The 21,906-nt window shown below is 65.5% G+C and carries 18 protein-coding genes and 3 pseudogenes; 13 read left to right on the top strand and 8 right to left on the bottom strand.

From position 1 onward, the window contains the following. From ACG10_RS22835 to ACG10_RS22825, 3 genes and pseudogenes are all read left to right on the top strand, one after another. Positions 1-1,147, top strand: a pseudogene (locus ACG10_RS22835) (MFS transporter); the annotation flags it as partial. A 34-nt stretch (positions 1,148-1,181) separates the two neighbouring features. Further along, positions 1,182-1,970, top strand: a pseudogene (locus tag ACG10_RS22830) (SDR family NAD(P)-dependent oxidoreductase). Positions 1,971-2,189: 219 nt separating this feature from the next. Next, positions 2,190-3,056 carry a glycine betaine ABC transporter substrate-binding protein gene (locus ACG10_RS22825; protein WP_040107302.1) on the top strand — a complete coding sequence of 289 codons (867 nt, stop codon included), beginning with the start codon at positions 2,190-2,192 and terminating at the stop codon, positions 3,054-3,056. Positions 3,057-3,068: 12 nt separating this feature from the next. Here ACG10_RS22825 and ACG10_RS22820 read toward each other — a convergent pair whose 3' ends face one another. Next, positions 3,069-4,382, bottom strand: a complete 1,314-nt coding sequence (locus tag ACG10_RS22820; protein ID WP_089169969.1) for an IS4 family transposase — start codon at positions 4,380-4,382, stop codon at positions 3,069-3,071. Positions 4,383-4,497: 115 nt separating this feature from the next. After that, positions 4,498-4,626 (bottom strand): annotated as a pseudogene (locus tag ACG10_RS24645) (ISL3 family transposase); the annotation flags it as partial. Positions 4,627-4,831: 205 nt separating this feature from the next. Between ACG10_RS24645 and ACG10_RS22810 the strand changes: the two are divergent. From ACG10_RS22810 to ACG10_RS22800, 3 genes are all read left to right on the top strand, one after another. Further along, positions 4,832-5,953 carry an ISAs1 family transposase gene (locus tag ACG10_RS22810; protein ID WP_089170145.1) on the top strand — a complete coding sequence of 374 codons (1,122 nt, stop codon included), beginning with the start codon at positions 4,832-4,834 and terminating at the stop codon, positions 5,951-5,953. A 149-nt stretch (positions 5,954-6,102) separates the two neighbouring features. Continuing rightward, positions 6,103-6,621, top strand: a complete 519-nt coding sequence (locus ACG10_RS22805; RefSeq protein ID WP_089168266.1) for a helix-turn-helix domain-containing protein — start codon at positions 6,103-6,105, stop codon at positions 6,619-6,621. 29 nt (positions 6,622-6,650) lie between these two features. Next, positions 6,651-7,202, top strand: coding sequence for a transposase (locus ACG10_RS22800; RefSeq protein ID WP_089168265.1), 552 nt, complete (start codon positions 6,651-6,653; stop codon positions 7,200-7,202). A 107-nt stretch (positions 7,203-7,309) separates the two neighbouring features. On the opposite strand, the gene traV is transcribed toward ACG10_RS22800, so the two are convergent. Genes traV through ACG10_RS22785 form a run of 4 tightly spaced genes read right to left on the bottom strand, consistent with a single transcriptional unit; the run spans position 7,310 to position 10,182 of the window. Beyond that, the gene (gene traV / locus ACG10_RS22795) at positions 7,310-7,801 is read right to left on the bottom strand and encodes a type IV conjugative transfer system lipoprotein TraV (protein ID WP_089170144.1); all 492 of its coding nucleotides are present in this window, start codon (positions 7,799-7,801) and stop codon (positions 7,310-7,312) included. A 12-nt stretch (positions 7,802-7,813) separates the two neighbouring features. Beyond that, a complete protein-coding gene (locus ACG10_RS22790) occupies positions 7,814-9,151 on the bottom strand; it encodes a TraB/VirB10 family protein (RefSeq protein WP_089170143.1) in 1,338 nt (445 codons plus the stop codon). A gap of 9 nt (positions 9,152-9,160) precedes the next feature. Next, positions 9,161-9,355 (bottom strand): type-F conjugative transfer system secretin TraK, encoded by a 195-nt coding sequence (locus tag ACG10_RS24640; RefSeq protein ID WP_232487309.1) that lies wholly within the window; start codon positions 9,353-9,355, stop codon positions 9,161-9,163. Between the two features lie 53 nt (positions 9,356-9,408). Beyond that, entirely contained in the window at positions 9,409-10,182 is a 774-nt protein-coding gene (locus ACG10_RS22785; RefSeq protein ID WP_232487308.1) for a TraK domain-containing protein, read from the bottom strand. A 274-nt stretch (positions 10,183-10,456) separates the two neighbouring features. Between ACG10_RS22785 and ACG10_RS22780 the strand changes: the two genes are divergently transcribed. From ACG10_RS22780 to ACG10_RS23995, 7 genes are all read left to right on the top strand, one after another. Then, the gene (locus ACG10_RS22780) at positions 10,457-11,818 is read left to right on the top strand and encodes an IS701 family transposase (RefSeq protein ID WP_089170142.1); all 1,362 of its coding nucleotides are present in this window, start codon (positions 10,457-10,459) and stop codon (positions 11,816-11,818) included. A 227-nt stretch (positions 11,819-12,045) separates the two neighbouring features. After that, positions 12,046-14,175 (top strand): TonB-dependent siderophore receptor, encoded by a 2,130-nt coding sequence (locus ACG10_RS22775; protein ID WP_089170141.1) that lies wholly within the window; start codon positions 12,046-12,048, stop codon positions 14,173-14,175. A gap of 42 nt (positions 14,176-14,217) precedes the next feature. Continuing rightward, positions 14,218-15,741 carry an ABC transporter substrate-binding protein gene (locus tag ACG10_RS22770; protein WP_089170140.1) on the top strand — a complete coding sequence of 508 codons (1,524 nt, stop codon included), beginning with the start codon at positions 14,218-14,220 and terminating at the stop codon, positions 15,739-15,741. Beyond that, positions 15,738-16,676 (top strand): ABC transporter permease, encoded by a 939-nt coding sequence (locus ACG10_RS22765; protein ID WP_089170139.1) that lies wholly within the window; start codon positions 15,738-15,740, stop codon positions 16,674-16,676. The genes ACG10_RS22770 and ACG10_RS22765 overlap by 4 nt, the downstream gene beginning before the upstream one ends. Continuing rightward, on the top strand, positions 16,673-17,461 hold the full coding sequence (locus tag ACG10_RS22760) for an ABC transporter permease (RefSeq protein ID WP_089170138.1): 789 nt from the start codon (positions 16,673-16,675) through the stop codon (positions 17,459-17,461). The genes ACG10_RS22765 and ACG10_RS22760 overlap by 4 nt, the downstream gene beginning before the upstream one ends. Continuing rightward, the gene (locus ACG10_RS22755; RefSeq protein WP_089170137.1) at positions 17,458-18,906 is read left to right on the top strand and encodes an ABC transporter ATP-binding protein; all 1,449 of its coding nucleotides are present in this window, start codon (positions 17,458-17,460) and stop codon (positions 18,904-18,906) included. The genes ACG10_RS22760 and ACG10_RS22755 overlap by 4 nt, the downstream gene beginning before the upstream one ends. Before the next feature lie 421 nt (positions 18,907-19,327). Continuing rightward, positions 19,328-19,732 (top strand): hypothetical protein, encoded by a 405-nt coding sequence (locus tag ACG10_RS23995; protein ID WP_157731519.1) that lies wholly within the window; start codon positions 19,328-19,330, stop codon positions 19,730-19,732. On the opposite strand, the gene ACG10_RS22745 is transcribed toward ACG10_RS23995, so the two are convergent. Together ACG10_RS22745 and gcvA are read right to left on the bottom strand one after the other, a co-directional pair. Further along, positions 19,723-20,581, bottom strand: a protein-coding gene (locus ACG10_RS22745; RefSeq protein WP_408608450.1) for an IS5 family transposase whose coding sequence is annotated in 2 segments (ribosomal slippage) — positions 19,723-20,175 and positions 20,177-20,581 — 858 coding nt in all. Because the reading frame shifts where the segments join, the coding sequence is not laid out codon by codon here. The two genes, ACG10_RS23995 and ACG10_RS22745, sit on opposite strands and share 10 nt — an antisense overlap. A gap of 260 nt (positions 20,582-20,841) precedes the next feature. After that, a complete protein-coding gene (gene gcvA, locus ACG10_RS22740; RefSeq protein ID WP_089170134.1) occupies positions 20,842-21,780 on the bottom strand; it encodes a transcriptional regulator GcvA in 939 nt (312 codons plus the stop codon). Positions 21,781-21,906: the final 126 nt, after the last annotated feature.

The following is a 21,906-nucleotide window of genomic DNA, read 5'->3' as shown; positions in this document are numbered from 1 at the left end:
AGTGTCGATCTGGGCGTCTCCGTCCAAGCCGCCGGCCTCCTTATTTCCGGCTACGCGCTAGGTGTGGTGGTCGGCGCACCGCTGCTGACAGCTGCCACTTCCGGCTGGCCACGCAAGGTCGTGCTGCTCGGCCTGATGACGATCTTCACCTTCGGCAACGCCGCCTGCGCGCTGGCACCCGACTACGGCTCCCTGATGGCGGCACGCGTGCTGACCTCCTTCGCCCACGGCACCTTCTTCGGCGTCGGCTCGGTGGTCGCCACCAGCCTGGTTGCGGCGGACCGGCGCGCCTCGGCCATCGCGGCGATGTTCACCGGCCTGACGGTGGCCAACATCCTAGGCGTTCCCTTCGGCACTTGGCTGGGACAGGCTCTGGGCTGGCGTGCGACCTTCTGGGCCGTAACCTGGGTCGGCGTCGTGGCGCTGCTGGTACTGCAACTGTACGTGCCAGCGGATCGTCACCGGCCCGAAGCGGCCGATTGGCGCGGCGACCTGAAAGCGATGGCGCGCCGTCCGGTCTTGCTTGGCTTGCTGACGACTGTGTTGGGCTATGCGGGCGTGTTTGCCGTCTTCACTTATATCGCACCGCTCCTGATGCATGTCACCGGCTTCGACAAGGCGGCTGTGTCACCCATCCTGCTGGTCTTTGGTGCGGGCCTGGTAGTAGGCAATCTGCTAGGCGGCCGGCTAGCCGACTGTCATCTGCAGCCGACTCTGCTGGGCAGCCTGATGGCCCTAGTTGCCGTACTCGGCCTGATGACATGGGCGTTACACCAACAGGCTCTGGCCGTGATCTTCGTCGGACTGCTCGGTGCAAGCGCTTTTGCCACCGTGCCAGCACTGCAAATGTGGGTACTGGAGAAGGCGCAGGGTGCCGGCCAGAGCCTGGCATCAAGCTTCAACATTGCCGCCTTCAACCTCGGCAACGCCTTGGGGGCCTGGCTGGAGGACTCGTGATTGTTCATGGCCCAGGATTGGCAGCTCTCACCTGGGTAGCCGCACTGATACCGCTCGCGCCCTGATCGTGGCCCTGGTAGCACTGCGCCTGGAGGGCACCCGGCCGGCCGCTGGGCGGCCGTCTATCCCGATACACCCTAACTATCCATCAGGCGCAGCCAGTACAGCGTCCAACCGCCCCCCTGAATGAGCTCCCAAACTCACAACCGATCAGGATGAATTGCATGAAAATCGATCTCTCGGCAAGACTGCCATCGTTACGGTTCCACCGCGGGCATCGGCTATGCCATCGCCCGAGGACTGGCGCAGGCGGCGCCACGGTAGTAGTGAATGGCCGCAGCCCGGCCGGCGTTGAGTCCGCCGTGTCGCGGCTGCGCAGAGAGTTGGCGGATGCGAGCGTCCGCGGCGTGGCGGCGGACGTTGGTTGTATCGCGGGATGTGCTGCCCTGGTCGCAGCAGAGCCGGCAGCCGACATCCTGGTCAACAACGCCGCATCTACGGGCCGCAGGATTTCTTCGAGATTGCGGATGAGGAGTGGACGCGCTTTTTCGAAGTGAACGTCATGTCCGGTGTCCGCCTGTCGCGTGCCTACTTGCCTGGCATGCTGCAACGCCGATGGGGGCGGGTGCTGTTCTTGTCCTCGGAGTCGCCTTGAACATCCCCGTCGATATGATCCACTACGGCTTCAGCAAGACCGCCAACCTATCGGTTTCCCGAGGCCTGGCCAAACGGGTCGCCGGTAGCGGTGTGACCGTCAATGCCATATTGCCGGGCCCGACCCTATCCGATGGATTGGAGGCAATGTTGAAGGAGGAACAGGAGGCGTCGAGTCTATCCATGGAAGAGGTTGCGCCAGCTTCGTGATGAAGCATCGTCCCGGCTCGCTCATCCAACGTGCCGCGCGTGTAGAAGAGGTGGCGAATCTGGTCGTTTACGCAGCCTCGCCTCAGGCCTCGGCCACCACCGGCGCGGCGCTGCGGGTGGACGGCGGTGTGCTTGATTCGATCGCCTGAACTGGGGCAGCGTTTCTGGACCAAGGGCGACGACGCTTTTGTTGTTGTGGGAAGCCGGCAAGAGTCGAAAGATGAGATTGGCCCATTCCCGGTCGGAACTTCATAGGCAATCGAAGCCTAACTCTTTCCTCGTCGCATCCTCAGGATACCGCACTGGAAGGTGACGCCCCCATCGGATGCCTTTCTCTTTCTTCCAATCGATCGAACGAAGCCTCTGCCATGAAGAAACTCGCGTATGTCCTCGTGCTTTCCTTCGTAATTTGCAGTGCCCTCCTGGCCAAGGCCGAACCACGGGAACTCGTGGTAGGACAGGTCAATCTCAGTTTCTATACGGCGAGTGCCGCGGTGGTGAAGGAAGTTCTCAGCCGACTCGGCCACTCCTTGAAGATAGTTGAGGGCAACCATCCGGACATCTACGGCCGCTTGGGACATGGCGATGTCGACTTGCTGGTAGCCTCCTGGCTACCCCATGCGCACGGACCGCTGCAGGCGCCGCTTGCAGATCGCTTGGTAGAGGCGGCTACCCTTTATGAAGACGCTCGACTGTACTGGGCTGTGCCGGCTCACGTACCTGTAGAGATGGTTCGCTCCATCGACGATCTGAAGAAACCCGCGGTGACCTCGCGTATCGACCGTGAGATAGTCGGTGTGGGACCTGGCTCGGGATTGATGAATGGCTCCGAGCAGATCATGCGGCGCTACGGGCTGGAGCAAGCAGGCTATAGGCTAAAGGTGGCTCCGCCCGAGGAGTGGGCCCGGCACCTCGCCGAGGCCTCTGCTAGTGGCAGATGGATGGTGATGCCCCTGTGGCAGCCCCAATATCTGAATGCAGTCTACCCATTGCGGGTACTGGAGGATCCGCAAGGGATCTTCGGCGTCGATCGCGCCGTGGTGGTGGTACGCAAGGAGGTCTGGCAGCAGCTTCCCGAGCGTACTCGCAGGGTTCTCGGCCGTGTGCGGCTCGGGATTTCAGTAGCCACCGAATTAGAACGGCAAATGGTAGTGGAAAGTAAGCCGGCCGAGCAGGTGGCCCGCAGTTGGATGGCGGCAAACCCGGCAAAGGTGGATGTCTGGTTTGCCGACTGAAGATCAGCCCTTTCAAGGTCTCTTACCTTTCGAGGCCTCGATTACACGGGCCGTAGACACATGAGCGCGGGCTGCGGCGCTATCGACCCACTCCCGGGTCTTTTTCACCTTGGGGCCGCGCTTGCTGGTGGCCACCTGGCTGGGCTTGATGTGCCGCGCCAATGCCAACAGGCGCTGTGCCAGTGTGCTGGCCGAGTCGTCGGCCCAGGCGGGCCAGTGCTCCACCGGCAGTGCGACGAGCATCCCCTCGTAACGGCTTCTGACCTGGACCGCCAGGTGGTAGGGGGACGCCTCCCAGCCCTCGGGAAGCTGTTCGCGATGGGCCTGCTCGACGCTGCGCTTGAGCACCGCCAGGAGGTTGCAGGCCAGCACCGCCACGGCAAATCCCAGCAGCGCCGCCCGGGGATGGCCCAGGCTGCGGATCTCGCTCTGCAGGACCGACTCCAGGCGCTGGAACATCCCCTCGATACGCCAGCGCCGACGGTACAGCTCGGCAACCTGCCGGGCGTCGATCGTCGCGGGCAGGTTGCTCCACAGCCAGAGCACGGACTCGCCCGACTCCGTCGGCCGATCCAGACGCAGCTCGATGCGGCGCCAGGGCGTCTGGCCCTCGTCTATGTGGATGTCCTGTTCGAGTACCCAGCCGGTTTCCACCCGGCCCCGGTCGTGCCAGGGCCCCTCGCGAACGATGCGCGGATGCTTGGCATCCTGGCGCACGATGAAATCGGCCCGGGCCTGCTGGAGCGACTGGAGAATCGCGCGCGTGCAGAAATGCCGGTCGGCCATCCACAGCTGCCCCGGCCGGGCACTGTCCAGTAGCGGCAGGACGCCGGTACGCTCGCTTTCATAGGCGTCCTCGCAGACCGCCAGATCGGTCACCAGGTCCAGGTCGGGGTCGTAGACCACCAGCGAATGCCCCGGCAGAGCGGCGGCGCGCTGGTTGCGCAGCGGCGCCAGGCGCTTCTCCGAGGCCGGCAGATGATTGCCGTCGACGATGCGCACCTGCCAGCCGGGCAGGCAGGGCGCTGTGCCCAGGGCCGAGACGATCGGCGCCAGGCGCTGGGCGCTGCCCTGTACCAGGGCCCGCAGCAAGGGCGGCTCGGTACGCCTGACCTTGTCGTACAGCGCCGCCAGCGATACGGGCAGGTGGTCCATCTGGCGCGCGGCGGCGTGCAGCGAAGGGCGCAACCCCAGGGAAACCAGCGACATCAGCTCGACCACCGTGGAAAACAGCAGCTCGCGTGGATACTGGCGCTGCCGGTGGGTCTCGAACACTTCGTCGATCCAGGCGGCCGGCATCGCCCGCTCCAGCGCCAGCCGTGCCATGACGCTGGCCGGTGCCTGCTTCTCGAAGCGCGCCAGAATCGCATCCCACATCGTCTTGCCCTCCCGCTTGATCATCGGGAGAGTTTACGCAAAGACCTTGAAAGGGCTGGTGCTGACAGCGACCACAGCGTGGCAGGTCGGCCGCTCGAGGTTCGAGGGTCAGCGTAAGGGTGTTTTCGGCGGAGTGGCTGCAGGCTACGACGTCGTAGCCTGGCCAGAAAGCAGCAAGATCAATAGGATGCACGATGACAGCAGGGGGCAGGCGTTGGTGTGTTTGGCGACTGCCAATTTACCTGCTTCCCTGTCTGTCAATCCGCTCTTCCCCACGATCCCGCGAAGAACCAAAAATCAGGGCAATCGCATGAACGGATGCGCCTGTCGCTTCAAGCGGCTTTAGCCCGAGCAGGTTTGGTGTAGCGTGTCTTCTCTTTGTCGAGGAGGGATACACGATGCAGCAAGCAGACAGACCGAGCCTGGCCGAAGTCTTTGTTTCGATCGACGATCCTCGGCAAGCGGGCAAGGTCGAACACGATCTGGTGGAGATGCTGGTAGTCGCTGTCAGCGCGGTGCTCTCGGGCGCGGATACGTTCGTGGAGATCGAGGCATGGGCCACGGAGAAGCTCGACTGGCTACGAAACTACCTGGAGCTGAAGCACGGGATCGCCTCGCATGACACGTTTGGCCGTCTGTTCGGGCTGATCGATCCGGCACAGTTCGAGGCGGCGTTCAGGCGCTGGGTGGGATCGGTCGTGCCGGTGCTGGGGGCGCAGGTGGTCGCCATCGACGGCAAGACCAGCCGGCGCTCGGGCAAGGTCGATGCCACACCGCTGCACCTGGTCAGTGCCTTTGCGGCAGATGCCCGCCTGGTGTTGGGCCAACACTCGACCGAGGCGAAATCCAACGAGAAAACCGCGATCCCCCAGTTGCTGGAAGTACTGGCATTGCAAGGTTGTATCGTCACGCTCGACGCGATGGGCACCCAGGCCAGCATCGCCCAGGCGATCCGCCAGCGAGGCGCGGACTATGTCCTGGCGGTCAAGGACAACCAGCCTACCCTGGCCGAGGCCATCCGGGATTTCTTCGCGTGCTACCAGGCCTCGCCCGACAAGACCCCGCATACGGTCTTCGAGACGGTGGAAAAGGATCACGGGCGCCTGGAGATCCGTCGCTGCCATGCGTTCGATGCCCTGCAGTGCCTGCCTCGCCCCGAACGGCAGGACCTGAAGTCCTTTGCCGTCATCGAGTCCACGAGGCAGGTCAAGGGTCTGCAAACGACAGAATATCGCTGCTATATCAGCAGCTTGCCTGCCGATGCCCAGCGCCTGGCCCAAGCCATACGTGCGCACTGGAGCGTCGAGAACCAACTGCACTGGTGCATGGATGTCGCCTTCGCCGATGACCAGATGCGTGCCAGGACACAATACGCCGCACACAACCTGGCCGTGCTCAAACAGCTCGTCCTCAACCTGTTTCGGCTCGACCCCACCGGCAAGAAGGGTGGCATCAAGGCCCGCCGCCTGGTTGCATCCACCTCCGATACCTATCGCGCTGCACTTCTCGGACTTGGGTAGCCTTCATGCGATTGCCCTTGGGCTCTGCGCCGAGCTACAGAAAAACCGCAAACTGCGGGAGACCTCTGAGCCTCATGTCGGGCAACTGAGCTAGTGCAGTTTCATAGATGAAGTTGTGGAAATTATGGCATCAGGCGATGCTATGCCCCATGAAAGCACCTCTATTCGTTCGCCCTTTGACTACCGAGGAACGGCAGGCCCTGCAGGTTGGCTTGCGTGCCCGGGAAGCCTTCACGCTGCGGCGCTGCCAGATCCTGCTGGCCAGCGCTGACGGCAAGACCGCCACGGAAATTGCCGCTCTGTTCGGCTGCGCCACGCAAACCGTACGCAACACCCTGCGGGCCTTTGCCGCCGAGGGGGTGTCTTGCCTGACGGAGAAGTCGCATCGGCCCAAACGTGTCCGTCCCTTGCTTGCGGGCACGCAGGCCGAGCGCTTGCGCTCTTTGCTGCACCGCAGCCCCCGCGATTTCGGCAAGCCCACCCGCTTGTGGACCTTGAGCCTGGCCGCCGAGGTGGCCTTCGAGCAGGGGCTGACCGAACGGCAACTGAGCTATGAGTCGATCCGCCAGACGCTGATACGCCTGGGCGTGGGCTGGAAGCGGGCCAAGACCTGGATTACCAGCCCGGATCCCCACTATGCGCGCAAAAAAAGCGACGCGACTGGCTGATCGAACTGGCCACAACGCACCCGGACTGGGTGCTGGGTTTTCAGGACGAGGTCTGGTGGAGTCGTTTTGCGCGCCCATCCCTGAAGGCCTGGAGCGCGGGTCAGGCCCTGCGCCTGCAGCAGTTGTCGGTGGATCCGCAGGATGCCGGACCCAAGGCGCTGAGCTGCTATGGCCTGCTGCGCGCCGACACGGGGCAGATGCTGCTGCGTTTCGTCAAGGGCCGCCCGGTCAGCCAGGTGACCGAGGACTTCCTGGAGTGGGTCTGCGAGCGCCTGGCGAGCGAGGGGAAGAAGGCGCTGCTGATGATCTGGGACAACGCCAGCTGGCATATCAGCCACCGGGTGCGGGCCTGGATCGGGGCGCACAACCGCCGGGCCAGGGCCGAGGGTGGCGTACGGATCGTAACCTGCCGCCTGCCGAGCAAGAGCCCCTGGCTGAACCGGATCGAGCCCCGCTGGGTGCATGGCAAGCGGGCGATCCATGAACCCGAACGCCCGCTGACCAGCGCTGAGGTGATGGAGCGAGTCTGCACCTATTACGGTTGTGAACAGCTCCCGCCACTTGAACAGGATGTTGGTTGAAACTGCACTAGGGATAAACAAGTCCGCTTTTGGCCGCATCCAGCCTGTCACGACAGGCTGTTTTTGTGGGATGAAACGCAACTTTCATCCCACAATCTTCGAGGAGCTTACTTCTGGACGGTCAACGGTCGCAGTGACGGGATCACCTGGGGATTGCGCGTGCCGATCTCCCAGCGCCGCGGCTCGATCTCGGTATAGACGAAACCCGGCACGTACAGATCCCCGTTGTCGTCCTCCCACGGGTCGACGGCGATGCGCATGACCACCGCCTGGCTGCGGATCGGCAACGGGCTGCGCACACGCATCGGCAGCGGCGTGTTGTCGGCGCCTTCGGCGACCAGCACGCGGGTTTCCGGCTCGCTCTCCTTGCCCTCCTTCTCCTTGTCCTTGCCTTTCTTCGCAGTGCCCTTGTCCTGCTCCTGGCGCAGCACCGTCTTGTAGGCACCGCCATCGGTGGCCGCATACACTTCCCTGGCGGACATGCAGGTGGCGCCTTCCGGCATGCCCTTGCAGCTGTATTCCTCCTCGCCGATCTTGAGGCTGGAACAGCCGGTGATCGCGCCGACAAGCGCCAGCAGGACGAAAATTTTCCGGGTCATTTTGAATAGTCCTCACTTAACCGAACTGAGTTTCAGGGAGCTTTCGTCGAACTGGGCCGACAGGCCTTTCTTGACGATGAAGTTCACTTCGCGCATGGCATCGATCTCGATCACCGGAAACATTTCCTCAGCCATGTCCATGTAGTAATCGGCCAGGCGCTCCAGGGCGCTACCGACGCCGCGCACCGCGGCCCCCTGCATCGCATTGGCATCGAGCGCCTGCTCGTAGACGGGGCTGGACACCTTGCCCGAGTCGCCATCGCCGCCGCGGGTGACGCTGATCGAGGGCACCTGGCGAACATCGAAGGCCGAGGACACCCCTTCGGCGAACCCGGCCAGCAGCGCGCGGGAGAGCAACTGGCCCTGCTTGCTGACCAGCCGTCCGCGGATGCCGGCCTTGCCGTCCTCGCCGGTCACGTAGGCATCCAGGGTGGTCTCGAGGACGGCCCCGTCGGTGCGCACGCACGACAACCGCTCCGCGCGCATGTAGGCGCGCTCCGAGCTGCGCTCGCCCCAGCCGGCGGCGATGAGAAAGCACTCGCGGAGGTCGGCGCGGAAACGGTTGGGCAGGATCGCCTCGCTCTTGATCCGCACCAGGCTGGGATAGGGATCTTTCTGGGCCTTGCTGCCCGTGGGGGCGTCCATGCCGGTGACCAGCACCCCCGACAGGATGGCGCCGGCCGGCAGGCTGACCGTCACCGATGGGGGCTTGCCCGACTTGTCCTTGCCCGCGTCCTTGGCGTTCGCGCCGCTGCGGATGGTGCGGATCTTCGGGGCGGCGGCTTCGCCCGAACCGGGCTGGCCGGGAACCGCGACGGGTGTTTGCGCCGGCATGTTGGCGTACACCTGGCTCAGCTCGGCCGGCGAGTTGGTCGCCCGGGAAACGAAGGGTCTTCTTCTTGCCGGCTCGTAGCTCTCGTCCGCCAGGGGGGTTCCCGGCGAAACCTCCTCGCCGGATGCCTCGGACGCCTCGCGCTGCCGTTCCAGTTGCGCCAGCGAATTGCGCAGTTCTTTCAGCTCCTTTTCCAGCTCGTTGACATGCTGCTGGGTCCGATCGTCCTGTTTTTCCTTCTCGCGCAGCCCCATCGCCTGCTCCATCCGGTACTGGCTTTTCTGCAGGTTCTGGATCTGGGTGACCAGGGCATCGAGGCCCATCGAACGCGGGTCGTCGTCGGTCAGGATCGCCTCCACCTTGGGTTTGCTCGGGGCGCTGCGCGCGCTGCTGTCCGGATTGGCGGCACTCATGGCGACGGCCACGAGGGTGCCGACGACCGCCACCGTGCCGCCGATGGCCAGGGTTCGTTTGGCCGTCGGCATGAGGTTTTCGTATAGGCTCTGGAGATTCTGCATGGGGGCTCCTTACTGCAGCAGGCTCGGACGGGAAGAACGATCCGGGCGATCCACGGGAACCCGGGTGACCAGGAACACTTCTGTCTTCTGGCCCGGCTCCAGGATCTCGTGGGGCCAGCTGCTCACCGCCGCCCGGTAGGGATGGGTGCAGGCGCCGTGGTCGAACTCCAGGGTCCGGCTCGAGATGTTCTGCGCGACGGCCACGAAGATGTGGAAATCGTGGCCGGTGACCAGCTGCGATTTGCTGAAATCGAACTTCAGCCCCGGTTGGCACAGGCCGGGATCGAGGCGCCCGAGGGCAATGCCCCGAAGCTGTAGCCGGGCGGCAGGGTGCCCAGCGCCATGTCGCGCAGGATGCTGCGCAAGGAGTCCATGTAGGGCTGGCTGCGCTCCCACTTGCTCGCCTCTTCCGTGTTCGTGCGGGCGCCGCTCTGCACAGCCTGGCCTTTCCAGCCGCCCGGCCCGTTCTGCGCGAGGATCAGGTTGGCCTGGATCGGCGGCATCGTCTGCGGCAGCAGGGTCAGGGACAGGGCGATCGACTCGTCGTCCTCTGGCGTCACGAACATGGTGATCGGCTGGTCGGTGTGCGGCGTGACGTAGAGGGCGTTGCCGCTCGCCGTGATGTCCGCCCCGCTGACCGTCTGGATGATCGGCCGCTCGAAGGGGGTCACCAGCCGGTTGATCTGGCCTCTGCTGATCGGGATGAGGGTGTTGGAGCCGGGCGACACCAGGACCTCCTGGCGGGTCTCGACCGGCACGGGGGCCGCCGGCGGCTTGGCCACGACCTGCGCCGGGACTGCGGGAAGTTCGGCGGCGGCCAGTCGGGCGGACGTTTTCCGCTCGGTTTGCGCCGGCTCGGCCTGGGCCTCGACGGCCGGCGCCAGCTCGCTGGCCGCCATCGGCAGGTTCAGACCGGGGATGTTGACGTCATCCGCGGCATGGCTGGTGGCCGCCGCGATGGCCAGCAGGAGGGCAGCAGGCCGAAAGCGTTGGGCGGAGCGGAAAGGTCGGGCAGATGGGGTAGGACGCATGGGTGCAACCTCTGTTCTCGGATGCCTCCATTCTGAGAACTCGATTTGCCCCTGTGCGGCCTTTTCCGGCCATTTTCTGGCGCGAAAGGGCTTTGAAAACGGGCTCGCCTCCCGTCGGCCAGCTGACAGACCGGTTTGGGCCGCTTCGCTATTGTGCCTCCCGAAATGGCCTTGTCTGCGGGTAAACCGCCGGCACGAGAGAAGATTTAATCTTACTGTGTCATTAAATTGAGCTATTGTGAGTAGATCTTCTGCAGTTCGAGGAAGATCGACGATGGACTCCATGATCCGCTTCGACGAGTACCTGGCGCATCTGGCGGCAGGTCTTGGGCATGCCGACCGGGAAGCCGGGCTGCGCGGCTATTGCTCCGGCCTGATGCTGCCCTTGGCGCGCAAGAGCGTGGAGCCCATGGCGGCACACCTCGACCCCCTGCATGCCAGTGCCCGGCACCAGGCCTTGCATCATTTCGTGGCCAAGGCCGACTGGTCGGATACCGAACTACTGCGCCGCGTGGCCCGCTGGGTCCTGCCGACAGTGGATCTGTCCGCAGGCGGCTATTGGCTCGTGGACGACACCGGTTTCCCGAAGAAGGGGCGGCACTCGGTGGGCGTGGCGCGCCAGTACTGCGGGGTGCTGGGCAAACAGGACAACTGCCAGGTGGCGGTCAGCGTCTCGCTGGCCTGCGAACAGGCCAGCCTGCCGGTGGCCTGGCGCCTGTACCTGCCCCGGGAATGGGCCGAAGATGCCGGGCGGCGCCGCAAAGCCGGCGTACCCGAAGACGTCCGCTTTGCCACCAAGCCCCAGATAGCGCTTTCGCAGTTGCGGGCATTGCTCGAAGCCGGGGAGCCGCATCATTGTGTGGTGGCCGATGCCGGTTACGGCGTGGACAGCGCTTTTCGCCAGGGGTTGACGGCCATGGGGCTGCCCTATGTGGTTGGGATAACCTCGGTCGTGCGGGTATGGCCGCCCGGCCAGCAGCCGCTGCCGCCCAAGCCCTGGACGGGCAAGGGCCGTCCGCCGGTAGCCACGCGGCGCTCGCCGGAGCATCGACCACTGTCGGTGAAGAAGCTGGCCCAGTCGCTGCCGCCCGAGGTGTTCACGGAGCTCACCTGGCGCCAGGGAACCAACGAGCCGCTGAGCGGGCGTTTCGCTGCAGTACGGGTACGCCCTGCCGGCAGCGTGTCGGCAAAACAGCGGCTGCACCCGCAGCAATGGCTGCTGATCGAATGGCCCCCCACGCAGGCCGAGCCGACCCGCTACTGGTTGTCCACGCTCGCGCAGGACACGCCGCTATCGGAACTGGTGCGCATCGCCCACCTGCGCTGGCGTATCGAGCGCGACTATCAGGATCTCAAGCAGGACCTGGGGCTGGGACATTACGAGGGGCGTGGCTGGCGGGGATTCCACCACCATGCCAGCCTGAGCATCGCCGCCTACGGTTTTCTGCTCGGGCAGCGCCTGCGCTGTGGGGCCCTGTCCGGACCGGATGGCCAAGGAAAAAAAAACCTCATGGGGTGCACGGTACCTGCGCTTCCCGCGGATTACCGCCCCCGCGGTCGGCCAGCGCGCACAGCGGCATGTGGCGGACTCGATCACGACACTGCGTCATCAACTGGGTGTCTACCTGATGCTTGAGTATTGCCGGGATCTGTATGGAGGCCTGGGGTATCTGCGCTTATGACACAGTAAGATTAAGAATCCATTGCCACTACAGGCCCCATCTGGTGAAGGGGAGATTGACGCCCCTCGGGGCGCAGGTGAGGCCGATGTCCAGAGCCATCTTCACCGTGGCTGAAGCAAGACGTGCGAAAATGCGCCGAATAACGCGATCCCGATAAGTTATTGGCACCTAAGAAAAACCCATGATTCAGCAAAATAACACGCCCGGCCTATTGTTGACGGGGATGCTTCTCTGCCTGCTGTCCGGAACCGCTTTCGGCCAGGCTCCGGAAGAACCGACCGTGCTCGAAACCTTCGCCATCGAGGCCGACCAGGAGAGCGCCAGCGGCCCGGTGCAGGGCTACCGCGCCCGGCGCTCGGCCAGCGCCACCAAGACCGACACGGCCCTGGAGGAAATCCCGCAATCGGTGAGCGTGGTGCCGGCCCAGGTGCTGGAGGACCTCGACAGCCCGCGCATCGAGCGGGCCCTCGACTTCGCCGGCGGCGTGGCGCGGCAGAACGATTTCGGCGGGCTGACCCTGTACGAATACAGCGTGCGCGGCCTGACCACCGCCGAGTTCTACAAGGATGGCTTCAGCGTCAACCGCGGCTACATGAACTCGCCCGACGCGGCCAACCTCGAACGCATCGAAGTGCTCAAAGGCCCGGCTTCCAGCCTGTACGGCCGGGGCGATCCGGGCGGCACCATCAACCTGGTCAGCAAGCGGCCGCAACGCGACCGCTTCGCCCGCCTCGACCTCGGCGCCGGCCGCTGGGACCGCTACCGCAGCACCCTCGACCTGAACACGCCGCTGGACGAGGCGGAGGACATGCTGCTGCGCATGAACCTGGCCGTCGAGGACAACCAGAACTTTCGCGACTACCGCTCCGGCGAGCGCCAGTTCTTCGCGCCGGCGTTCAGCTGGGACATCGACCCCGACACCCGCCTGCTGGTCCAGGCCGAGGTGATCCGCAACCGCCAAGTCTTCGACCGCGGCGTGGTCGCCCCCGAGGGTCACCTGAGCCGGGTGTCCCGTTCCGCCTTCTTCGGCGAACCGGACGACGGCAAGATCCGCAACAACAACGAAACCCTGCAGGCTGAACTGGAGCGCGACCTGAATCCGAACTGGACCCTGCGCCTGGCCGGTCACTACAAGCAGGGCCGGATGAACGGCTACGCCACCGAGGCGAGCAGCCTCGCCGCGGACGGTCGCACGCTCAACCGCGATTACCGCTACCGGGACTTCGACTGGCAGGACGCAATCACCCAGCTGGAACTGCGCGGCCGGGTCCATGCCGCCGGCATCGAGCACAACCTGCTGATCGGCACCGAATACGAGCGCTATGCCAAGGACGAGCGGCTGCTGCGCTCGCGGCCGACCGCCACCCTCGATATCTACGCGCCGGTCTACGGGCAGCCGCGGCCGCCGTTCAGCACCGGCGTCGGCGGGCGCAGCACCCATACCAACGAACTCGTCCATTCCCGCTCGCTCAACCTCCAGGACCAGATGCGCCTGACCGACCGGCTGTTCGCCCTGGTCGGCGCCCGCTACGACCACTACGAGCAGCGCCTGGACAACGAGGTCAGGGGCAGCCGAGCGCGGCAGACCCAGGAAGAGGTCACGCCGCGCGTCAGCGTGCTGTACCAGTTGACGCCCGAGGTCGGCGTCTTCGCCAACGCCGCGCGCTCGTTCAAGCCCAACGGCGGCGCGGACGCCGACAGCAATCCCTTCGAGCCGGAGGAAGGCGTCGGCTACGAGGCGGGCGTCAAGCTCGACCTGCTGGACGGGAATCTGGGCATGACCCTCGCCGCCTTCCACCTGACCAAGGAGAACGTGCTCACCGCCGATCCGAACGATCCGTCCTACCAGATGGCCACGGGCGAGGTCAGGAGCCGGGGCGTCGACCTGCAGTTCAGCGGCCGGCTCGGCAACGCCGTGCGCGTCATCGGCGCCTATGCCTACGTGGACGCCGAGGTGACCGAGGACAACACCCTGGAGACCGGCAGCCGCCTGCGCAACGTGCCGCGCCACAGCGGCAGCCTGATGGGCGTGTACGAGTTCCATGGCGGCTTCCTGGACGGCCTGGAGCTGGGCGGCGCGCTCAACTACGTCGGCGAGCGCTCCGGCAACACGGAGGACAGCGGCTTCGAGCTGCCCTCCTACACCACCGTCGACCTGCTGGCGCGCTACCGGGCCAGCGACCGGCTCAGCCTCGGCCTCAACCTGAACAACGTCTTCGACCGCACTTACTACGAGCGCTCCTACAGCAACGTCTGGGTGATGCCCGGCGACCCGCGCAACCTGAACCTCAGCCTGTCGTGGAACCTGTAGAACCCCGGATCGGCACCGCTCCCTTCGCAAAGGAAAGATCGCTTGAAACCCGCATGGTCGTTGTTGCTGCTGTTGTGCCTGAGCGCCTGCAGCCCGAACCAGGACCCCGAGGTGTTGACCCTCGGCGGCCCCTTCGAATTCACCAGCCAGGACCCGGCGCGCGACGGCTTCGTGTATACCCGCCTGCAGGTGGCCGAGAGCCTTCTCGAGGTGGACGACGGCGGCCGGCTGCTGCCGGGCCTCGCCCACCACTGGGAGGTCGACGACGATGGCCTGACCTGGCGTTTCCGTCTGCGGGGCAACGTGCGCTTCCATGACGGCCGGCCGCTGGACGCCGATGCCGCCGTCAATGCGCTGGAAATGGCCCGGCGCAAGCCCGGCGTGCTCCGCTCGGCGCCGATCGTCGAGATCCGCGCCGGGGATGCGCTGGAGGTGATCGTCCGCCTCGCCAGGCCGTACAACCCGCTGGGCGCGCTGCTGGCGCACTATTCGACGGTGATCCTCTCCCCCGCCTCCTACCGGGACGACGCCAATGTCGGCTGGATGCACGGCACGGGTCCCTACCGGCTGGAAGCCTTCGATCCGCCGCACCGCATCCGGGTGGCCCGCTTCGACGACTACTGGGGCACGCCGGCGCGCATCCCCAGGGCGGTATATCTCACCGGCCACCGCGCCGAGAGCCGCGCCCTGCAGGTCATGGCCGGACAAACCGACATCGTCTACACGCTCGATCCCGCCAGCCTGGACCTGCTGCGCCGGCAGAAAGACGTCCGCGTCCATTCCGACCGCATTCCCCGCACGATCCAGATCAAGCTCAACGCGGGCCATCCGTTCCTGGCCGAGCGCGACGCCCGGCTGGCCATGAGCCTGGCCCTGGACCGTCAGGGCATCGCCAGCCGCATCGTCCGCGTGCCCGGCGCGGAAGCCAATCAGCTGATACCGCCCGCGCTGGCCGGCTGGCACATCGACGAGTTGCCGCCGATCCGGCAGGACCTCGAACGCGCCCGGCAGCTGCTCGCCGACCTGGGCTGGCAGCCGGAGCCGGACGGCATCCTGCAGCGCGCCGGCCGGCGCTTCCAGCTGACCCTGGCCACCTACGCCGACCGCCCCGAGCTGTCGGTGGTCGCCACGGCCCTCCAGGCGCAGCTGCGGGACATCGGCATCGCCGTCGCTGTGAGCATCGTCAATTCCAGCGGCATCCCCGCCGCCCACCACGACGGCTCGCTGGAGCTGGCCCTGGTGGCGCGCAACTACGGCAACGTCGCCGATCCTTTGAGCCTGCTGTTCGCCGACTACGGCGACGGCGGCAACGGCGACTGGGGAGCGATGGGCTGGCGCAACGAGGAGCTGCCGGCTCTGCTCGGCCGCCTCGGGTCGGAACGGGATCCAACCCGCTACCGGGCGCACGCCCGGCGGATCTCGCACATCCTGGCCGAAGAGCTGCCGGTGATTCCGGTGCTCTTCTACACCCAGCAGACGGCCGTCTCGACCCGCGTGCAGGGTTTCGGCTTCGATCCCTACGAGCGCAACTACCGTATTTCCCAGATGAGCCTCGCAGCCCCATGATCAATCTGTTCCTGAAGCGGCTGGGACAGGCCGCCTTCGTGTGCTGGAGCGTCGGCACCCTCGGTTTCGTGCTGATGCGCCTGCTGCCCGGCGACATGGCATTCCGCGTCGCCGCGGGCCGCTACGGCTACGACAACGTCAACCTGGCCGCCGCCGAAGCCGTGCGCGCCGAGCTGGGGCTCGACCAGCCGGCCTGGCGCCTGTACCTGGAGTGGCTGTTCGACCTACTGCGCTTCAACCTGGGCGACTCGCTGGTCAGCGGCCTGCCGGTGCTCGGCGAGATCGCCCACCTGCTGCAGCACACCCTGCTGCTGGCCGGGGTCGCCATCCTGATCGCCATCCTGATCGCCGTGCCGGTCGGCCTGTTCGCCGCCTTCAGGGCCGACGGCTGGTTCGACCGGCTTGCGCTGACGGCGTCGGCCTTCCTGCGCGCGCAACCGGTGTTCGTCATCGGCCTGGTGCTGATCCTGATCTTCGCCCTGGAGCTGCGCCTGTTTCCGGTCGCCGGCTTCGACGGCGCGAACCACGTGGTGCTGCCGGCCATCGCGCTGGCGCTGTCCATGGCCGCGGTGTCCAACCGCGTGGTGCGCCACAGCGCCAGCACGGTGATCCGCTCCGCCTTCTTCGCCTTCGCCCGCATCAAGGGCCTGAGCTTCGCCCAGTCCTTCGCCCGGCACGGCCTGCGCAACTGCGCCCTGCCCGTGGTGGCGTTCCTGGGCATCCAGCTGGCCAGCGCGATCGAGGGCATCGTCATGATCGAGTCCCTGTTCTCCTGGCCGGGCCTCGGCCATGGCCTGGCCCATGCGGTCTTCAACCGGGACGTCCCCATGATCCAGGGCGCGGCCATGGCCCTCGGGCTGATATTCGTCGGCCTGAACCTGGCGGTCGACCTGGCCTGCCACCTGATCGACCCGCGCGGGAGAACCAGCGCATGACCCTTTCCCTCAGGCCCGGCCAGCGGGTCGGCGCCGCCGTCCTGGCCAGCCTCGCCGGCTTCGCCGTGCTCGAATGGCTGCTGAATTCGACCGACCCGACCGTGCAGAACCTCGGCAACAGCTTCGCCCTGCCCAGCCTCTCCGAACCCCTCGGCACCGACCAGTTCGGCCGCAGCATGCTGGCGCGGATGGGCTCGGCCCTGCGCCTGTCGCTGCTGCTGAGCCTGTTGTGCGTGGCGACCTCGGCCAGCCTGGGCGTCGCCCTGGGCGTCGTCGCCGGCTGGCGGCAGGGGCTGGCCGACAAGCTGCTTTCCTTCCTCCTGAACATGCTGCTGGCGCTGCCGGGCCTGGTCTTGATCCTGCTGTTCGCCGGCCTCGCGCCGGGTTCGCTGCCAATGCTCTACGTGGCCATCTCGCTGGTGCTGTGGGTGGAGTACTTCCGGGTGGTGCGCGCGATCACCCGCAGCGTGGTCGCCTCGTCGCCCATGCAGGCCTCGCGGATGCTGGGCTTCGGCTGGTTCTACCGGTTCCGCCGCCACCTCTGGCCGGCCATCGTCGCCCCGGTGCTGACCCTGGCGGCCTTCGGCGCCGCTGGCGCGATTCTCGCCCTGGCGGCGCTCGGCTTCGTCTCCGTGGGCCTGAAGCCGCCCACCGCCGAACTGGGCCTGATGATGGTGGAGCTCTTCCCCTACTACAGCGACGCCCCCTGGGTGCTGGCCCAGCCGCTCGTGGCCGTGTTCCTGTTGGTGTTCGGCCTGCACCTGCTGGCGGGGAAAAACCAATGAGCGTACTGCTGCAGATCGAAAACCTCTCGGTGTCCGCCGCCGATGGCCGCCTCCTGCTGGAAAAGCTATCGCTGACCCTGGCCAGGGGCGAGCGGCTGACCATCCTCGGCGAGACCGGCGCCGGCAAGAGCCTCCTGATCCAGGCCATCATGGGCCTGCTGCCACCGCCGCTGCGCGCCAGCGGCACCCTCCGCATCGAGGGCCGGGATATCGCCTCGCTGTCCCGGGGCGAGCTGGAACACTTGTGGGGCCGCCGTATCGCCATGTTGCCGCAGGAGCCCTGGCATGCCTTGGACCCGCTGATGCGCAGCGGCCGGCAGGTCGCCGAGGTCTACGGCTGCGTGCTGCGGCAGGACGCGGAGCAGGCCGCCGCGAATGCCCGCCGCGATCTGGCCGGCGTCGGCCTGGAGCAGGCCGGCGACAAGCTGCCCGGCCAGCTTTCCGGCGGCATGGCCCAGCGCCTGGCCTTCTGCGCCGCGACGGCCGGCGGCGCGGCCATCGTCCTGGCGGACGAACCGACCAAGGGTCTGGATGCGGGCCGGCGCGACCATATCGCCGACCTGCTGCGCCGCAAGGGCGATGCCGGCTGCGTGCTGACCATTACCCACGACGTGGACGTGGCACGCCGGATCGGCGGCCGGATCCTGGTCATGCGCGACGGATGCCTGGTCGAGGAAGGACCGGCCGATGAGGTGCTGAACGCCCCGGCGGCCGACTACACCCGCCAACTGATCGACGCGGCGCCCCACCGCTGGCCGCGGACCGGAAGCCGCCGCCCTCGCGCCGGCGGGCAGGAGCCGGCCGTCCTCGAGGCCCGAGGGCTCGCCAAGCGCCGCGGTGGAAAGCAGCTGTTCCGGGAGCTCGACCTGCGCGTGGAGCGGGGCGAGATCGTCGGCCTCGTCGGCGACAGCGGCTGCGGCAAGAGCAGCCTGGGCGACATCCTGCTCGGCCTGCTGGCGCCAGACGCCGGCGCGGTGACGCGCCCCCCCGGCATCGCCCGGTACAAGTACCTGAAGCTGTACCAGGACCCGCCCTCTGCGTTCGCCCCTACGGTTCCCCTGGGTCGCCTGTTCGACGACCTGATCCGATTGCACAGGCTCGACGCGTCCCGGCTGCCGCCCCTGCTGGAGCAGCTGCGGTTGAGCCCGGCGCTGCTCGAACGGCCCGTGCACGAGGTGTCGGGCGGCGAACTTCAACGCCTGGCCATCGCCAGGGCGCTGCTGCTGGCCCCGGTTTTCCTGTTCGCCGACGAGCCGGTCTCCCGCCTCGACCCGATCACCGCCCGGGACGTCGTCCAGTTGCTGACGTCCGTCGCCACCGAGCACCGCTGCGCCGTACTGCTGGTCAGCCACGATCCCGAGCTGGTGGACAAGGTCTGTGATCGCACTATTCAGCTAGGAGGCGTTCCCATCCAGGCAGGGGTACACCAGCCCACCGGCAGGTAGAGCAGCCAATGCAGGTTGCCGAGCAGAGGGCGGCAACGCTCCGGTGAGAGGCAACCGCGCCAACAAGGTTTATTACTTGCCAGCCGGTTGCCCGGGCTACGGGAAAGTGGCGAAGAAGAATCGTGTTTCGTTTGATTCGGCGGCGGCTGCCGAGGCCGCCAGGTGAGACCTGTCAACAGAGCTTTAACCGGCCGGTGATAGCTAAGAGCGTCCACTCCCAAGAGCAAAACGCTCCACTAGACTTCGAGCAGCCTCACGAAGCCGTGCCAGGACAGGCGTTCCTGGCGGCACTGGGCAATCGACAATGCAATTTCATTGAGGCAGGAAGCCATCGTTGGGTGCCTGCCGGCCAGCGGGCCTACCCGCATGCCGGACGTGCGCCAGCAGTATCCCATCGGAATAACATAAAGAACCATTGCACATGATTCGCTTCACCTCTGGACGCCTACTCGGCCTTTCTGCGGCCCTCGGACTCGGACTTGCCAGCTTGGCTGCTTTTACTGCACCACAGCTCCCAGCCTCGCGCATCGTCAGCGAACCACCTCTCGCCCTCTTGCGTGATGCACCTCATAAGCCAGAGGGGCCTGACCCACACCCGAGTTCCGATCGTCGCCAGACGTCCAAAGCCAACAACGAGGTCTTCTACGACCTGGCTGTCCGCTACGTCGACAGCACCCTCTACAACCCCGACACCAAGCAACATGACGCTGTGCGCCTGCGTGCCTACCAAGGCGAGGTCGGCGAGCCGCAGGCTCCCTATATGGCGCCGAAGGTGGAACTCCGACCGGGCCAAACTTTTAAGGGCCACCTTAGAGCCTATCCATAAATAATATTTACGGTAAGCGGCACCTTCCGAAAGGCGATAATGGCCGCTGCCAAATGGTTGAGGGCGAGGAAGCTGCGCTCGAGCTTTTCGTAGCGAACCAGGAGCTTGCGAAACCGGTTGAACCAGCTGTGGGCGACTTCAACCACCCAGCGCCGGGCCCGCTTGTGAGGATGGCGCTTGAGCTGTCGGGCCTCATCATGCCGCCCCTGTACATGGGGAATGTAGCCATGGGCCAGGATCGTCTCCAAGGCGGTAGCCCCCCGATAGGCGGCGTCGGTACACAGGTGCTTGGAGCGGCGAAACGGTGGATTCGGCCTCTTTACCTGGATGGCGTCGAGTACCGCCTCAAGCTGCGTCACGTCGTGCCGGTTCGCCCCGGTCACGACGAGCGACAACGGGACGCCACGCCCGTCGACCAACAGATGGCGCTTGCTCCCGTTTTTTTCCCCGATCGGTCGGGTTAGGTCCGACCGCTTCCTGTGCCAGAGGGGCTTTGATCATTGCCCCGTCGATGCTCTGCCAACGCCAGGCAATGCCTTCCATCTCATCGTACTCGGCCAGGCCAGCCTGCCAGAGGGCCTCGAAGAAACCAGCCGTTTCCCACTCCAGGAAACGCCGGTGAATCGCGCTCGCACTGCCGAAGCGCTCGGCTGGCAGGGCTTTCCACTGACAGCCTGTGCGCAGGGCATACACGATGGCTTCGAACACCAGCCGAGCCGGCTTGGGCTTGCGTCCGGCGCCGGCCTTGCGCTGGTAGACCTTGTCCGCCAATCTCGGGCGAGGCGGCGGTACCAGCGGCTCCACGCGACTCCAGAAGTCGTCGGTCACTTCCCAGGATTTTGCGCCCATGATGGCAAGGCCCCCAACATGAAGAGGCGCCGATTATCCATCATGAGCACTATTTGTGGATAGGCTCTTAATAATGTCTGCGAAGCGGTTGATAGCGGCTGGTCGAAATGTCCACGCCTTGAGGAAGCGTGGCTCATCGCTTCTCACGAACCTCGATCCAGGTGCTCAAAACGTTTGACTGCCTCCTCAGGGCGTGAAGCGGCCTCTGGAAGTTCACCAAGAACGATCGGCATGAGAATCCGTTTTTCTACGCCGAGCGTTCAAACAAATCGCTTGGGTGAATGGCTCGGCTGAGCCGTCTCGTTGAGCATCCACTCGCGAAAAGCGAGAACGCGAGGGTCCTGGCTGCTGCTTTTCGGGTAGACCAGATGATAGGCATATTCCTGCGCCACGCTAACACCGATGTCGAACAGCCTCACCAGTCGGCCCTGAGAGAGATCGTTGGCGATCATGGTCAGTTCGGCAAGGCCAACGGCAGCGCCGTCGATGACCGCCTGCACGACATGACTCGAATCGGAGAACGCAACGCATCGGCTGTCGTCGAAGTCGTCGATGCCGGCTGCGGCCATCCACATGGGCCAGTTCGGCCAGACCATACCGTCGACTTTGCAGTCCACATAGCAGAGCGTGTGGTGGAGCAGATCCCGCGGTGTCTCCAGCCTGGGACCGATTTCGATCAATTTCGGACTGCAGATCGGGACGACAACCGTGTCGAACAGTCGCTCCGATCGCGCATGTTCGTAGTTCCCGGCGCCAAACCGGATCGCAGCATCAACATCGTCAGCATCGAAATCCCGGACCTCATCGGTAATGTCGAATGTCAGCTCCAAGCCCGGGTTTGCAACCCTGAACTGCGGAAGTCTGGGCAGAAGCCAGTTCGTCGCAAACCTTGCACCCAGCGATATGCGTAGATGTGCTACTCCCCGGGCCATTCTTCGGGCGCGGCCGGCGGCGCGTTGCAACGTGTCCAACGCGTCGGCGGCTGCCTCGAACAACACGACGCCGGCCGGCGTGAGCTGGATGCTGCGGCTGGTGCGCGTGAACAGCACGACGCCCAACTGATCCTCGATTTCCTTGATCTGGTAGCTGACCGCCGCCGGCGTCAGCCCCACCTCGTTGGCTGCACGAGTGAAGTTCAAATGCCGCGCGGCCGCCTCAAACGTCCTGAGTGCTCGCGTTCCCGGTAACATGCGGCTCATCGATCTTCAAGCCAAATTTGATGATCAGCCAAGAACTACTCGTTTTTCAACGCACGGTCAATGGGAGATAGTCGTGCGAATTGACAATCATCTATGTCGAAACACGGCAATTGCCGCGTCCCGACC

Source organism: Azotobacter chroococcum (assembly GCF_002220155.1).
Taxonomy (GTDB): Bacteria; Pseudomonadota; Gammaproteobacteria; order Pseudomonadales; family Pseudomonadaceae; genus Azotobacter; species Azotobacter chroococcum.
Note: the sequence above shows the minus strand (reverse complement) of the source record. Positions and strands in the feature narration are given on the sequence as shown.

What these genes read in the sequence shown, in the direction of transcription:
- ACG10_RS22825 (WP_040107302.1), top strand. Translation starts at nt 2,190, where the DNA reads ATGAAGAAACTCGCGTATGTCCTCGTGCTTTCCTTCGTAATTTGCAGT.
- ACG10_RS22775 (WP_089170141.1), top strand. Translation starts at nt 12,046, where the DNA reads ATGATTCAGCAAAATAACACGCCCGGCCTATTGTTGACGGGGATGCTT.
- ACG10_RS22790 (WP_089170143.1), bottom strand. Translation starts at nt 9,151, where the DNA reads ATGCAGAATCTCCAGAGCCTATACGAAAACCTCATGCCGACGGCCAAA.
- gcvA (WP_089170134.1), bottom strand. Translation starts at nt 21,780, where the DNA reads ATGAGCCGCATGTTACCGGGAACGCGAGCACTCAGGACGTTTGAGGCG.
- ACG10_RS22780 (WP_089170142.1), top strand. Translation starts at nt 10,457, where the DNA reads ATGGACTCCATGATCCGCTTCGACGAGTACCTGGCGCATCTGGCGGCA.
- ACG10_RS22820 (WP_089169969.1), bottom strand. Translation starts at nt 4,382, where the DNA reads ATGGCACGGCTGGCGCTGGAGCGGGCGATGCCGGCCGCCTGGATCGAC.
- ACG10_RS22765 (WP_089170139.1), top strand. Translation starts at nt 15,738, where the DNA reads ATGATCAATCTGTTCCTGAAGCGGCTGGGACAGGCCGCCTTCGTGTGC.
- ACG10_RS22755 (WP_089170137.1), top strand. Translation starts at nt 17,458, where the DNA reads ATGAGCGTACTGCTGCAGATCGAAAACCTCTCGGTGTCCGCCGCCGAT.
- traV (WP_089170144.1), bottom strand. Translation starts at nt 7,801, where the DNA reads ATGACCCGGAAAATTTTCGTCCTGCTGGCGCTTGTCGGCGCGATCACC.
- ACG10_RS22810 (WP_089170145.1), top strand. Translation starts at nt 4,832, where the DNA reads ATGCAGCAAGCAGACAGACCGAGCCTGGCCGAAGTCTTTGTTTCGATC.
- ACG10_RS22785 (WP_232487308.1), bottom strand. Translation starts at nt 10,182, where the DNA reads ATGCGTCCTACCCCATCTGCCCGACCTTTCCGCTCCGCCCAACGCTTT.
- ACG10_RS22805 (WP_089168266.1), top strand. Translation starts at nt 6,103, where the DNA reads ATGAAAGCACCTCTATTCGTTCGCCCTTTGACTACCGAGGAACGGCAG.
- ACG10_RS22760 (WP_089170138.1), top strand. Translation starts at nt 16,673, where the DNA reads ATGACCCTTTCCCTCAGGCCCGGCCAGCGGGTCGGCGCCGCCGTCCTG.
- ACG10_RS23995 (WP_157731519.1), top strand. Translation starts at nt 19,328, where the DNA reads ATGATTCGCTTCACCTCTGGACGCCTACTCGGCCTTTCTGCGGCCCTC.